The organism is Nocardia elegans NBRC 108235 (assembly GCF_001612845.1).
Classification (GTDB): Bacteria; Actinomycetota; Actinomycetes; order Mycobacteriales; family Mycobacteriaceae; genus Nocardia; species Nocardia nova.
In genome coordinates this window covers 24,555-37,672 of the sequence record NZ_BDBF01000043.1, presented here as the reverse complement: position 1 = coordinate 37,672, position 13,118 = coordinate 24,555, and the positions used below count along the sequence as shown (strand labels likewise).

13 protein-coding genes are annotated in these 13,118 nt (G+C 67.0%); 5 read left to right on the top strand and 8 right to left on the bottom strand.

All coding sequences use genetic code 11. The features are described 5' to 3' along the window. Positions 1 to 24: 24 nt before the first annotated feature. The gene (gene orn / locus NE2_RS26490; protein ID WP_063030432.1) at positions 25 to 663 is read right to left on the bottom strand and encodes an oligoribonuclease; all 639 of its coding nucleotides are present in this window, start codon (positions 661 to 663) and stop codon (positions 25 to 27) included. A gap of 169 nt (positions 664 to 832) precedes the next feature. Here orn and NE2_RS26485 point away from each other — a divergent pair, with 169 nt between their 5' ends. Then, positions 833 to 2,515 (top strand): helicase HerA-like domain-containing protein, encoded by a 1,683-nt coding sequence (locus NE2_RS26485; RefSeq protein ID WP_084494351.1) that lies wholly within the window; start codon positions 833 to 835, stop codon positions 2,513 to 2,515. A gap of 51 nt (positions 2,516 to 2,566) precedes the next feature. Here the strand turns inward: NE2_RS26485 and lysA are convergent, their stop codons facing one another. The 6 genes from lysA to NE2_RS26455 all read right to left on the bottom strand — a co-directional run bounded on the left by lysA (position 2,567) and on the right by NE2_RS26455 (position 8,958). Further along, positions 2,567 to 3,910, bottom strand: a complete 1,344-nt coding sequence (lysA, locus tag NE2_RS26480; protein WP_063030428.1) for a diaminopimelate decarboxylase — start codon at positions 3,908 to 3,910, stop codon at positions 2,567 to 2,569. Positions 3,911 to 4,056: 146 nt separating this feature from the next. Further along, complete coding sequence (gene cmrA, locus NE2_RS26475) at positions 4,057 to 4,848, bottom strand: mycolate reductase (protein WP_063015350.1); 792 nt, start codon at positions 4,846 to 4,848, stop codon at positions 4,057 to 4,059. Between the two features lie 11 nt (positions 4,849 to 4,859). Beyond that, positions 4,860 to 5,483, bottom strand: coding sequence for a VOC family protein (locus NE2_RS26470; protein ID WP_063030426.1), 624 nt, complete (start codon positions 5,481 to 5,483; stop codon positions 4,860 to 4,862). Further along, a complete protein-coding gene (locus NE2_RS26465; protein ID WP_063030424.1) occupies positions 5,483 to 7,534 on the bottom strand; it encodes an NADPH-dependent 2,4-dienoyl-CoA reductase in 2,052 nt (683 codons plus the stop codon). Before NE2_RS26465 ends, NE2_RS26470 begins: the two co-directional genes overlap by 1 nt. Before the next feature lie 4 nt (positions 7,535 to 7,538). Next, on the bottom strand, positions 7,539 to 8,141 hold the full coding sequence (locus NE2_RS26460; protein WP_030517834.1) for a PadR family transcriptional regulator: 603 nt from the start codon (positions 8,139 to 8,141) through the stop codon (positions 7,539 to 7,541). A 199-nt stretch (positions 8,142 to 8,340) separates the two neighbouring features. Then, positions 8,341 to 8,958 carry a TetR family transcriptional regulator gene (locus NE2_RS26455; RefSeq protein WP_084494350.1) on the bottom strand — a complete coding sequence of 206 codons (618 nt, stop codon included), beginning with the start codon at positions 8,956 to 8,958 and terminating at the stop codon, positions 8,341 to 8,343. Positions 8,959 to 9,127: 169 nt separating this feature from the next. Here NE2_RS26455 and NE2_RS26450 point away from each other — a divergent pair, with 169 nt between their 5' ends. From NE2_RS26450 to NE2_RS26440, 3 genes are read left to right on the top strand one after another with little or no spacing between them, the layout of a single operon-like run. Next, the gene (locus NE2_RS26450) at positions 9,128 to 10,237 is read left to right on the top strand and encodes a ferredoxin reductase (protein WP_084494344.1); all 1,110 of its coding nucleotides are present in this window, start codon (positions 9,128 to 9,130) and stop codon (positions 10,235 to 10,237) included. 15 nt (positions 10,238 to 10,252) lie between these two features. Further along, entirely contained in the window at positions 10,253 to 11,407 is a 1,155-nt protein-coding gene (locus tag NE2_RS26445; protein WP_063015355.1) for a fatty acid desaturase family protein, read from the top strand. Beyond that, on the top strand, positions 11,408 to 11,728 hold the full coding sequence (locus NE2_RS26440) for a hypothetical protein (RefSeq protein ID WP_063030418.1): 321 nt from the start codon (positions 11,408 to 11,410) through the stop codon (positions 11,726 to 11,728). It abuts the gene before it with no gap. Between the two features lie 6 nt (positions 11,729 to 11,734). Here NE2_RS26440 and NE2_RS26435 read toward each other — a convergent pair whose 3' ends face one another. Continuing rightward, the gene (locus NE2_RS26435) at positions 11,735 to 12,277 is read right to left on the bottom strand and encodes a DUF4254 domain-containing protein (protein WP_063030416.1); all 543 of its coding nucleotides are present in this window, start codon (positions 12,275 to 12,277) and stop codon (positions 11,735 to 11,737) included. A gap of 358 nt (positions 12,278 to 12,635) precedes the next feature. Here NE2_RS26435 and NE2_RS26430 point away from each other — a divergent pair, with 358 nt between their 5' ends. Further along, on the top strand, positions 12,636 to 12,965 hold the full coding sequence (locus NE2_RS26430; RefSeq protein ID WP_063015358.1) for a hypothetical protein: 330 nt from the start codon (positions 12,636 to 12,638) through the stop codon (positions 12,963 to 12,965). Positions 12,966 to 13,118 lie beyond the last annotated feature (153 nt).

Here is a 13,118-nt window from a genome sequence, read left to right as displayed (position 1 = left end):
GTAGCGCGAAGACCGCCGGGAAACCTAATCGGCGGGTGCGGCGGGTGGCTGGGTGCCGGTCGAACCGGCGCTGACCTGCGCGGCGATCTCGGCGATCTCGGCGCTCGAGGGGCCGGGGGCGGGCACGAACGCGGTCCGGCGGTAATACCGGAGCTCCCGGATGGATTCCTCGATATCGGCGAGGGCGCGGTGGGCCAGGCCCTTCTCCGGCTGACCGAAGTAGATGCGCGGATACCAGCGCCGGCACAGCTCCTTGATCGAGCTCACGTCGATCATCCGGTAGTGCAGGTGGGCGTCGAGTTCGGGCATGTCCCGGGCGATGAAGCCGCGGTCGGTGGCGATGGAGTTGCCGGCGAGCGGCACGGTGCCGGGAGTGGGAACCCACTTGCGCACGTAGTCGAGAACCCGCTGTTGCGCCTCCTCCATGGTGACCGTGGACCGTCGCACCTCGTCGGTCAGGCCGGATTTGGCGTGCATCTCCTGCACCACCGGCGGCATCGCCGCCAACGCGTCGTCGTCGGCGTGGATGACGATATCGACGCCGTCGCCGAGGATATTGAGATCGCTATCGGTTACGAGCGCGGCCACCTCGATCAGCTTGTCGCTGTCCAGGCGCAGGCCGGTCATCTCGCAATCCATCCACACCATCAGTTTGTCGGACACTCCGGCAACCTTAGTGCGCGGACGGTGCGAATCGGACCGACCGCACCGGATGCGTGCCGTCCGGCCCGTTGCGGCCGCTTTCCGGCAAACCTCCCGCTACAGTTTGCCCAGGTATATGCGTGATTCCAGTGGTGTCGGCAGCGGTGGGCAGGGCGACGGAGGATCGGCGATGACCAGTTCCGAGGACAAGGCGGCGAAGGCGGCGGCGGCGCGCAAGGCGGCCGAGGAAGCGGCCCGGGTCGCGGCCGAGGCGGCGGCCGCGGCGGAGGCGGCCGAGGCCGAAGCCGCCGCGGAGCAAGTGACGGAGCCGAAAATGGCTGCCGCCGAGACGGATTCGGCCGCCCAGCAGATCGCGGCGGGTTACGCCTTCGAGGGTGCCGCGCTGGAACTGGGCGCGGTAGTCGTCGGCGGGGAGGTCGATCCGGCCGCGCGGGTCCGGATTCCGATGCGAACGTTGAACCGCCACGGGCTCGTCGCCGGCGCCACCGGAACCGGGAAGACCAAGACCCTGCAGGGCATCGCCGAACAGCTGTCCGCGGCGGGTGTGCCGGTGGTGCTCGCCGATGTGAAGGGTGATCTGTCGGGGCTGGCGCAGCAGGGCGAATCGAACGACAAGCTCGCCGCCCGTGCCGCCCAGACCGGCGATACCGACTGGGCGCCGCACGGATTCCCGACCGAATTCGTCTCCCTCGGCACCGAGGGAATCGGCGTCCCGATACGCGCGACCATCACCTCGTTCGGCCCGGTGCTGCTCAGTAAAGTGCTGGGGCTCAACGACACTCAGGAATCCACTCTCGGCCTGATCTTCCACTGGGCCGACACCCGGGGGCTGGCGCTGCTGGATCTGAAGGATCTGCGCTCGGTGATCCAGCACCTGACCAGTCCGGAGGGCAAGGAGGATCTGAAGGGGATCGGCGGGGTGTCGGCCGCGACGGCCGGGGTGATCCTGCGTGCGCTGGTGAATCTGGAGGCCGACGGCGGCGACACCTTCTTCGGTGAGCCCGAACTCGACCCCGCCGATCTGTTGCGGACCGCCGGCGGCCAGGGCGTGATCACGCTGTTCGAACTCGGATCGCAGGCGGCGCGGCCGGTGCTGTTCTCCACCTTCCTGATGTGGGTGCTGGCCGATCTGTTCCAGACCCTGCCCGAGGTCGGCGATGTCGACAAGCCGAAGCTGGTGTTCATCTTCGACGAGGCGCATCTGCTGTTCGCCGACGCGTCCAAGGCGTTCCTGGAGCAGGTCGAGCAGACGGTGAAACTGATCCGCTCCAAGGGGGTCGGCGTGTTCTTCTGCACGCAGTTGCCCACCGACGTGCCCAACGCGGTGCTGTCGCAACTGGGTGCGCGGATCCAGCACGCGCTGCGCGCGTTCACCCCCGACGACCAGAAGGCGTTGTCGAAGACGGTGCGCACCTATCCGAAGACCGCGGCCTACGACCTCGAGAACGCCCTCACCACTCTGGGGATCGGTGAGGCGATCGTGACGGTGTTGTCCGAACAGGGCGCGCCGACGCCGGTGGCCTGGACCCGGCTGCGCCCGCCGCGGTCGCTGATGAACACCATCGGCGAGGACGGTATCCGCTCGCGCGCACAGTCGAGCCCGCTGTTCGAGAAGTACGGTCGGACCGTGGACCGGGAATCGGCCTACGAGATGCTGGCCGCGAAAGTGGTTGCGGCCGAACCGGAACCGCAGGCGGTGCCGCAGGGCTCCGGCAGGCGTGCACCGGAGCCGGACGTCTCGGCGGCGGAACGGATCATGAGCAATCCGGCGGTGAAGAGTTTCCTGCGTTCGGCGGCCTCGGCCGCGGGCCGCGAGATCAGCCGCGGCCTTTTCGGCACCCGCAAACGCTGAGCGCCCCCGGACGCCGGGCAGGCGTCACCGGCCCGCGCGCGGAGGTGCCACTCAACCGAGATCGCGCAGCAGCAGATCCGCCACGGTCTCGCGGCGCACCAGCTCTCGCATCCGGCCGTGACGGAGCGCGACGATCGGCGGCCGCCCGACGCCGTTGTAGGCCGAGGCCAGGCTGTGGTGGTAGGCGCCGGTGCACGGAATCGCCAGCAACTCACCGACGCGCAGATCCGCGGGTAACCGGATATCGGCGGCGAGGACGTCACCGGCTTCGCAGTAGCGTCCGGCCACGGTGGCGGTGACGGTCGGTCCGGTGGGATGCCGGCCCGCCACCACCGCGTCGTAGCGCGCCCCGTAGAGGGCGACCCGTGGATTGTCGTTCATTCCGCCGTCCACGATCACGAACGTTCGTCCGCCCGGCACATGCTTGATCGCGGTGACGCGATAGATCGTCACGCCGGCGCGAGCGACGATGCCGCGGCCCGGTTCCATCGCGATCACCGGGCGGGGGAAGCGATTTCGCGCGCACGCCGCGTCCAGGGCGTCGTCGATGATGTCGGCCAGCTCCGAGAGATTCAGTTCCGCGTCGCCGGTGCGATAGGCCACCGCATGCCCGCCGCCCAGATCGAGCTGGGTCAGCACGACGCCGTAGTCGTGCCGGACCTCGGCCATCCGCGCGACGAGCCGTCGCACCGCTTCCCCGTAATGGTCGGGGTTGTGGATCTGCGAGCCGAGGTGGCAGTGGAAACCGCGCAGGTCGAGCAGGGGATGGTCGATGATCGTCCGGATCGCCTCCTCGGTGGTCTCGTCGTGCAGGCCGAAGCCGAATTTCTGATCGCTGACCCCCGTGCGGACGGCCGGATGTCCGTGCACGTCGATATCGGGTGTCAGGCGCAGCAGAACCTGCTGCGGCCTTGTGACCACCGTGCCCAGCAGACTCACCTCGGTGAGCGAGTCGATCACGATCCGTCCCACGCCGACGCCGACCGCGTATTCCAGTTCGGCGAACGGTTTCCCGCTGCCGTGCAGGATGATCCGCCGCGGGTCCACCCCGGCCGACAGGGCGATCGCCAGTTCGCCGGCCGAGCACACATCGATGCCGAGACCCTCCTCGGCCACCAGCGCCGCGATCGTCCGAGTCAGCAGAGCCTTTGCGGCGTAGACGATTTCGGCATCGGGGAAGTGTTTGCGGTACGACCGGCAGCGGGTGCGGATCTCGCTCTCACCGATCACATAGGTCGGTGTGCCGTAGCGGTCGGCGACATCGTCGAGGGCGACCCCGTCGACGGTGATGCGGCCCAGTTCGTCGTAGTGCGTCCGGCACGGCCACACGGTGGTGTCCAATCGCGGGGATGCCATCCCCGAACGTAAGGACGGGAACATCTCGAGCAGCGTCACGGCGTGTCTCCTGTGGTTCCCCGCTTTCCTCCTCGACTGCGGGGGTCACTCTCAGGACTACGCCGCGCAATGGTGCCGGAACCGTCTCGATACGCCGTCTTGACCAGCGGCGCCGCGATCTTGACGCCGCCCTGACACCCTGCGGATCAGCCGGCCAGCTTCTTGTAGAACGAGCCGACGATGGGCGCGGTGAGCGCCCGCGGCGCGTACTGGCCGGCGACGCTCATACCCTTGCTGATCAGGCCGGGAACGACGCGCATCTTGTTGCGCGCCAAGGCGTCGATGGAAATTTTCGCGGTGTAGGCGGCCGACACCCAGATGAAGTCCGGGATCTTGCTGCCGACCTCTTCCTGGTCGGGATTGTCCGTGCGCACCGGGCCCGGCGCCAGCAGCGTGACATGCACGCCGCTGCCGGTCAGCTCGCCGCGCAGCGATTCGGAGAAGGTGTTGGTGAAGGCCTTGGTCGCGGCATATGTGGCGTTGTTGGGGATGGCCATGTTCCCGGCCGCCGAACCGGTGATGAGGATGCCGCCGCCGCGGGCGAGCATGCCGGGCAGCACCGCCAGGGTCAGATCGTGAACCGCGACCGCGTTCAGTTCCATCACCGAGCGCTCGACGTCGGCGTCCAGGTCGGCGACGGCGCCGAAGGTGGCGACACCGGCGTTGTTGCACAGGATGGCGATCTCCCGGCCGGCCAGCTCGGCCACCAGCGGTGCGCGCTGTTCGCGATCGGACAGGTCCACCGCGCGAACCTCGGCGGTCACCCCGTAGGTGTCGGTCAGCCGCTGTGCCAGCTCGGCGAGCAGGTCGCCGCGCCGGGCGACCAGGATGACCGAATAGCCGCGTTTGGCGAGCTCCTCGGCCAGAGCGGTTCCGATCCCGGAGGACGCTCCGGTGACGACGGCACGATTGTCGGCGGTGGGTGCAGGCAAGCTCACGGTCGCCGAGCCTACCGGGTGCCCTCATCCGCGGCGCCGGACTTCCCCTCGCCGCGGCGCTTGGGCTCCAGGAAGGCGACCCCCCAGTCGATATGCCCGTGCCACACCCCGGCGATCCGTCCACCCTGCACCGCCGGCTTCGGATCCCCGACCGGGCCACCGGCCGCACGCACCGCCGTCACCGTGGCATCGAGATCCGGAGTGCCGAAGGCGACGCCGACCAGCGCGGGCCGCTTCGTCGGGGCGGCAACGACCTCCAGGAACGCCTCGCCGACCCGATAGAACGCCATTTCGGGGCCGTCCGGACCGCGCGGGTGGAAGCGCCGTCGCGGGCCGATCCCCAGCACGGCGTTCAGCGCGGTCACGGATTCGTCCAGATCCGGCACCCAGTAGACGACGTGGTCGACGAAGGTCACCCCGTTGGGATGGTCCGTCTCGGTCTCGACGTCGCGCAGCAGCTCCGGCACACCCAGTGTCGCCGCGTCGGACTCGATCCCCTCGAATCCCCAGCCGGTGCCGACGCCGAGCGTGCAGGAGATCCGCCCGATCCGCATCGTCCCGTCCTCGACCGCGAAACCCAATGCGGCCCAGGACTTCTCGTCGCCGGGCAGGCCCAGCCGGGTGAGAATCGCCATTACAGCGCCGCCGCCAGGCGGGTGCCCTGATCGATGGCCCGCTTGGCATCGAGTTCGGCTGCCACATCGGCGCCGCCGATCAGATGGATGCGCACCGCCGCCTGCCGCAGGGGCTCGACCAGATCGCGCACCGATTCCTGTCCGGCACAAAGGATCACGTTGTCGCATTCGATGACGGTGGGCCGATTCCGCTTGTCACCGAAACTGATGTGCAACCCGCGATCGTCGATGCGTTCGTAGTTGACGCCGCCGATCTGCTCGACGCCCTTCGCCTTCACCGCCGCACGATGTACCCAGCCAGTGGTCTTGCCCAGGCTCTTGCCGAACGGAGTCGACTTCCGTTGCAGCAGTACGACATCGCGGGGCGCGGGCGAGGGACGCGCGACGGTCAGCTGCCCCGGGGCCTCCGGATCGTCGGCGGTGACACCCCACTCCTGTTTCCATTCGTCGAGCTTGCGCGCCGGATGCCCCTCGACGGTGAGGAATTCGCTGACGTCGTAACCGATTCCGCCCGCCCCGATCACCGCGACCTTCTTACCGACCGGCTTCTCCTCGCGCACGAGTTCGGCGTAGGTGAGCACCTTCGGATGGTCGATACCCGGAATGTTCGGGATACGCGGGCGCACGCCGGTGGCGAGCACCACGTGGTCGTAGCGGCCTTCGATCAACTCACCGGCGCTCACCCGGCGGTTCAGGAATACCCGCACCCCGGCGAGTTCCAGCTTGCGGGTGAAGTACCGGATCGTCTCGTTGAATTCCTCCTTGCCCGGAATCCGCCGCGCGATATCGAACTGTCCGCCGATCTTGTCGTCGGATTCGAACAGATCCACCTTGTGTCCGCGTTCGGCCAGGTTCACCGCCGCCGACAGTCCCGCCGGCCCCGCGCCCACGACCGCGATGCGCTGCATCCGCCGGGTGGGCAGCAGACGCAGTTCGGTTTCGTGGCCGGCCCGCGGATTCAGCAGGCATGACACGGTCTTGTGGACGAAGGCGTGGTCCAGACAGGCCTGGTTGCAGGCGATACAGGTGTTGATCTCGTCGTCGCGGGCGGCGCGGGCTTTGGCGGCCCACTCCGGGTCGGCCAGCAGCGGCCGGGCCAGCGACACCAGATCGGCGTCGCCACGGGTGAGGATCTCCTCCGCGGTCTCGGGCATGTTGATCCGGTTCGAGGCGCAGACCGGAATATTCACGCGCGCGGTGATTTTCGCGGTGAATTCGACGAAGGCCGCGCGCGGCACCGAGGTGACGATCGTCGGCACCCGTGCCTCGTGCCAGCCGATGTCGGTGTTGATGATGCTGACGCCCGCTGTCTCCAATTCTGTTGCCAGCGCCAGTATTTCGGGCTCGGTCTGGCCGTGTTCGACGAATTCCGCCATCGACAGCCGGAACACGATGACGAAGTCCGCGCCGACCGCGGCCCGGATCCGGCGCACGATCTCCAACGGAAACCGCCGCCGGTTCTCCGCCGACCCGCCCCAGCGATCGGTGCGCTTGTTGGTGCGCGGCGCGAGGAACTGGTTGATCAGATATCCCTCGCCACCCATGATCTCGACACCGTCGTATCCGGCGAACTTCGCCAGCCGCGCACACCGCACGTAGTCCTCGACGGTGCGCTCGACACCCTTGTCGGAGAGTTTGCGAGGGCGGAACGGGTTGATCGGCGCCTTGATCGAGGAAGCCGAAACACTGAACGGCACATAGGCATAGCGACCGGCGTGCAGAATCTGCAGGGCGATCTTGCCGCCCTCGGCGTGCACGGCCTTGGTGATCGCGCGATGCCGGTAGGCCTCGGTCTTGTTGGTGAGTTTGGCGCCCAATGGCAGCAGCCAGCCCTCGCGATTGGGGGCGTAGCCGCCGGTGATGATCAGGCCCACGCCGCCGCGAGCGCGCTCGGCGAAATAGGCGGCCAGCCGGTTGGTATCCCAGGCGCGATCTTCCAGGCCGGTGTGCATCGAACCCATGACCACCCGATTGCGCAGGGTGGTGTGGCCCAGGTCGAGCGGCTCGAACAGATGCGGATACGAATGCGGCGAATCGGAATTCGCGGTCATGGGATTACCTTTCGGAAACGGAATCCGGTTGCGGGGCTGAGGCTTCCGGATCAGGCGACGACGAGCGCGACACACCCCGCAGACCGGCCAGTACCTCGTCGCACCATTCGACGAAGCCGACCTCGACCCGGATACCGCCACGCAGCACCAGGTACTGGTACAGGGCGGTGCCGGTGAGCCGGTCCGGGGCGGGAAAGTCCTTCTTCTCGATGAGGCGGTACAGCTCCAGCCGCTGGGCGTGGTGATCGCGATGACGTTCGACCTCGGCGCGCAACGCGTCCGGATCGCCGTGTGCGGCGGCGCGGATCTTCACGCCCAATTCGCTGCGCAGCGGGCCGATATCGTCGGTCGGCTCCGCAATCCAGCGCGCCAGTTCGGCATCTCCGGCGGCGCTGACGGTGTAGACCTTCTTGTCGGGCCGCCCGTCCTGAGCGATCGCCTCGCCGGTGACCCAGCCGCGTTCCTCCATGCGCTTGAGCACCCGGTAGATCTGCTGATGCGTTGCGCTCCAGAAGAATCCGATCGATTTGTCGAATCGGCGCGCCAGTTCGTACCCCGAACCGGCCCGCTCGCTCAGCGATACCAGCAGTGCGTGTTCGAGGGCCATGCGGTGAGGTTAACCGATACCCGCTGTACTATGCAACGTGGTGCATATTCCCGGCCAGGGGGGCCGGAACTGCGAGAATCCTGTGAGGACGTGCGGTTTTCTGTATCATCACCCGCGGTGCTCTGCACTATCTCGGATACGGGAAGGGCGCCTCGCGCGACCGCGAGGTCCGCGGGGCGTCCTTCTGTCCGAGGGGCGCTCAGGCGGTATGCGGTTTCCAGGCGGCCATGCCCAGGGCGATCATCCGCACCTGGCCGACGGTGCGATCGACGAGTTGCGGGCGGTCGCGCAACGGGGCGGCGACGAAGTCGGCGATATGGTCGGCGACGGTGGAGACGATCAGGTCGGCGGCCAATTCCAGATCATCGGTCGGCCATGCGTCCAGCGCCGGAATCCGCGACATGTCGACCACCAATTCCCTTGTGATCAACTGCATTTCGGAGGCTATCGCGGAGCGTAGTGCCGGTGCGCCCCCGTGGCGTTCGCGGATGAGGAAGCCGTAGAGGTCCTCGCGGCCGGCGATCTGAGCGAACACGAATCGCACCGTTTCGGCCAGGCGTGCGTCCGGGGTGCGGCGCAAGTGCCGCAGCGCCAGGCGCAACTGTCGCACGCCCTCGTCGACCAGGGCGGTTCCCAATTCGTCGAGGGAATCGAAGTGGCGATAGAAGGCGGTGGGCACGATCCCGGCCGAGCGGGCTATCTCACGCAGGCTCAGCGCCGCGAATCCGCGCTCGGCAGCCAGGGTCAGGGTGCCGTCCAGCAGCGCTCGCCGCGTGCGCTCCTTGCGCTCGACTCGGGTTTCGGCCTGCTCGCTCATCTCGCTGAGCATACATCCGTTCACGATTGGTCCATTCATGGAGATGTTGCATCGGTCACATCAGATGCAGGTTGAACTATTGCGGTACCGCAAGGCACACTAGTTCAGTGTACAGATGTGCACCGAAATAGGTGCACGCGATCAACAGACGAAGGCTGGGGAGAACCGCATGGTGGGACTGCTCGATCTGGTCCAGACACTGACCTCGCCGCACCCGCTCGACCGGTATCTGGAGTTGGTGCGACCGACACTGACGCTGCGCGATATGCGGGCCGAGATCATCGGCGTGGATCGGTCGGTGCCCGGTTCGGTGACCCTCACACTCCGTCCGACCCGGCAGTGGGCCGGGCACGAGGCAGGTCAGTTCGTGCAGGTGGGCGTGCTGATCGACGGAGTGAAGCACACCCGCTGCTATTCGCCGATCGATGCCGAAGCCGGCCCGCGCCGCACCCTCACGCTGACCGTGAAGGCGCATCCGGAGGGGCTGGTGTCGCAGTATCTGCACCGGCACGCGAAGCGGGGAATGGTCGTGGACCTGGCGCCCGCGTCCGGTGTGTTCCGGCTGCCGGAGCGGCGACCGGACAAGGTGGTGCTGATCAGCGGAGGCAGCGGCATCACACCGGTGCTGTCGATGCTGTCCACGCTGGTGGCCGAGGGGTACCGCGGTGACGTGGTGTTCCTGCACTACGCCCGCTCACCCCAGGAGGTGCCGCACCGGGACCTGCTCGCCGATATCGCCCGCCGCCACGACAACGTCGACATCGTGCTGGGTTATCCGGAACTGGCCCGGTCCGAGCGGCTGGACGGCGCACCGTGGAACTGCGCGACCGTGCCCGGCGCGAAGTTCCTCGACTACGACGAACTGTCGCGCATCGCGCCGTTCTTCGCGACCGCTCAGACCTACGTCTGCGGCCCGCCGCCGCTGATGGAGTCCGTGCGCCGCATCTATCAGGCCGAGGGTCTCGACGACCGGCTGCACAGTGAGGAATTCGTCCTCACCGCCACGCCGGCCGACACCACCGACGTCGAGGGCATCACCACCTTCTCGGTGAGCGGCAAGCAGTCGGAGAACACCGGTGCGAGCCTGCTCGAACAGGCCGAATCGGCCGGATTGACGCCGGAGTTCGGGTGCCGGATGGGTATCTGCTTCTCCTGCACGGCGGTCAAGCGGTCCGGCTGCACCCGCAATCTGCGCAGTGGCGAAGTGGACAGCGATCCCGACCAGCCGATCCAGCTGTGCGTCAGCGCCGCGGTCGGCGACGTCGACATCGAAATCTGAAAGGGGAGAACCGTCATGACCATACTCACCGAAACCGAGAACGGACCGCTGGTCCTTTCGCCCGAACAGGTCGCCGAGATCGGCCGGGAGCTGGACGCGCTGCGCGACCGCATCACCGCCGATCTGGGGGAGCGCGACCGCGAATACATCTACTCGATCATCAAGGCGCAGCGCGGGTTCGAGATCGCCGGGCGCGGACTGATGTACCTGGGCTTCCTGCCGCCGTTCTGGCTGGCCGGGGTGGCGGCGCTGAGCCTGTCCAAGATTCTGGACAATATGGAGATCGGCCACAACGTCATGCACGGCCAGTGGGACTGGATGCGCGAGCCCGGCCTGAATTCGCGTGTGTTCGAATGGGATACGGTGTGCCCGGCCGATCAGTGGAAGCATTCGCACAACTACATGCACCACACCTACACCAACATCCACGGTCGGGACCGCGACATCGGCTACGGCGTGCTGCGCATCGACGAGGGCCAGCAGTGGAACCCGTACTACCTGGGCAACCCGGTGTACGCGCTGGCGCTGATGCTGTTGTTCGAATGGGGCGTGATGCTGCACGACCTCGAGGCCGACAACATCGTCAAGGGCAAGCGGAAGTGGTCGGATATCAAGCGCCTGGCCAAGGGGCAGATCCGCAAGGCGGGCCGGCAGGTGCTCAAGGACTACATCGTCTTTCCGCTGCTGAGCGGCCCGCTGTTCGTCTCCACCCTGGCCGGCAACGTGACCGCCAACCTGGTGCGCAACGTCTGGGCGTACTCGATCATCTTCTGCGGACACTTCCCGTCGGGCGTACAGACGTTCACCGAAGAGGAGACCGAGAACGAGACGCGCGGCGAGTGGTACGTGCGGCAGATGCTCGGCTCGGCCAACATCAGCGGCAGCAAACTGTTCCACATCCTGTCGGGCAACTTGTCCCACCAGATCGAACACCACCTGTTCCCGGATCTGCCGGCCAACCGCTATCCGGAGATCGCACCCGAGGTACGCGCACTGTGCGAGAAATACGGCCTGCCCTACAACACCGGCCGGCTCAGCAAACAGGTCGGCTCGGTCTGGCTCAAGATCTGCACGCTCGCCCTTCCCCCGGCCATCGTCGGGAAAGGCTCGCAGCCTGGTGTTATCGTGATGCGAGAGCGGCAGGTCGAGCCGAGCGAGGTGGGCGGGTAGATGATCGGAAAATTCGAGAGCAACAAGGATCTGATCCAGGAGCTGACATCCTCCGGGGCGCGACACGTCGGCAATATTGCAACGATCATTACCGGAACGGTCTCGGAAGTGACGCGTGAAATCGGTGACTGGATCACCGACGCCATCGAAATGCGGGAGGCCGCGGCCGCGGCGCACCGTGATCGGGAGGCGGCGGCCGGGGTGAACACCGGTCGCGACGAGCCGGATGTGTTGATCGACGAGCCCGACTCGGCGGCGAATGTGAATGCGGCGCAGCCCATCATCGATGCCGATGTGGAAATCGTCGATCCGAAGCACTGAGCGGAGTCAGAACACCGGCAGCCGACGCCGGTGTTCGGCGATATCGGTGATCAGATCCTTGTAGCCGTCGGCCAGTTCGGCGAGGCGCACCCAGTGCAGGTGTGCCTCGCCGTCCGGCGTGGAGGCGGGGAGTTCGTCCGTCGGATGGTTCGAGGCGGGCAGTCCGAGCGCATGATGGGCGGCGACCCATTTTCCGGCCATCCGGTCGATGACCGCACCCAGGGTTTCGGTATGCAGCGACGCGCCCTCGCGGTGCGCGATGTTGTCGGCCACCCAGACGTCGATACAGTCGACCAGCCGAGTCCGTTCGCGATCGATGTGGTCGACCAGGCGGCTGGCACCGGCCACGCGCGCGCTCGACGCCTTCGGCGCCTGCGCCTCCCGGTAGGCGTGCCGGCGTAGTTCGTGGCAGTGGACCAGCTGCCGGGCCGCCTCCAGCACCGGATGGTCGCCGGGCGGTGGCGTCGTGGACCGGAATGCGCGCAGTAGTGCGGATACCGACGGAAGTGCGCCGGTCGCGTCGTTGTCACCGGCGTATGCGGTCGCCATCGTCTCCCACCCTCGTCTCAGCGGTCGGAATCTGGTTACGCCAGGGCCGAGGAGGTTTTCGGGGAGGGGCTCCCCTCGGCTCCGGCGTAGTCCCGCGGAATCGGACGCCGGCTGTTCGGTCGCACTGCTCACGGGTGTACGAACCGGGATATCCGCGACGATGCGAAAGACGTGTCCGAATGCGGGGACATATTCAGGAAAGCGTGTCCTGACTTGGCATGCAACGGTTGACGCGCGGAACACCCAAGGTGCCGGACAATCGTTATACGCATCACGCCGGGATCACATGATCGCGAAGATCCACCATCGGCGGCGCGGCGCCTGCGCGACCGGTCATGGGTGGCTAGCCTGAGGATTTGTGCCCGCCTATGTCTCTTCGCCGGAGCTGACCTTCGGCTTCCTGTTCGCTCTCGAAGATCCCGAGCGAATCGCCGAGGTGGTGCGAGATCTGATGGAACGCCGGACAGTCTCGGTCTTTCGCCTCGCGCACGTCTCCGGCGCGGAAGGTCCGCCCGAGCGTTATGTCGTGAACTGGGCTGCCATTCCGCAGATTTCGATCACCACCGCCGCACCGGACGCCGACGCCATGCAGGCCGAGCGGATCATGCTGGTCAACGCATTTCTCGGCGAGGGCGGTGAGGTCAGCTTGTACTCGTCGGACAGCAATCGCCCAGACGACAAGCGCTAGAGTCGATTTCCCATCGACACCGCAATCGTTTTCGTTACGGAGACACTCCACACAGCGGCTCTTACGTCCCTCTCAGCTACCGGCCAGCGGCGATTAAGTTCCGGCCAGCAGGGTGGGTCTGGTCGATCGCCCGGCACGGGCATCGACGGCCTA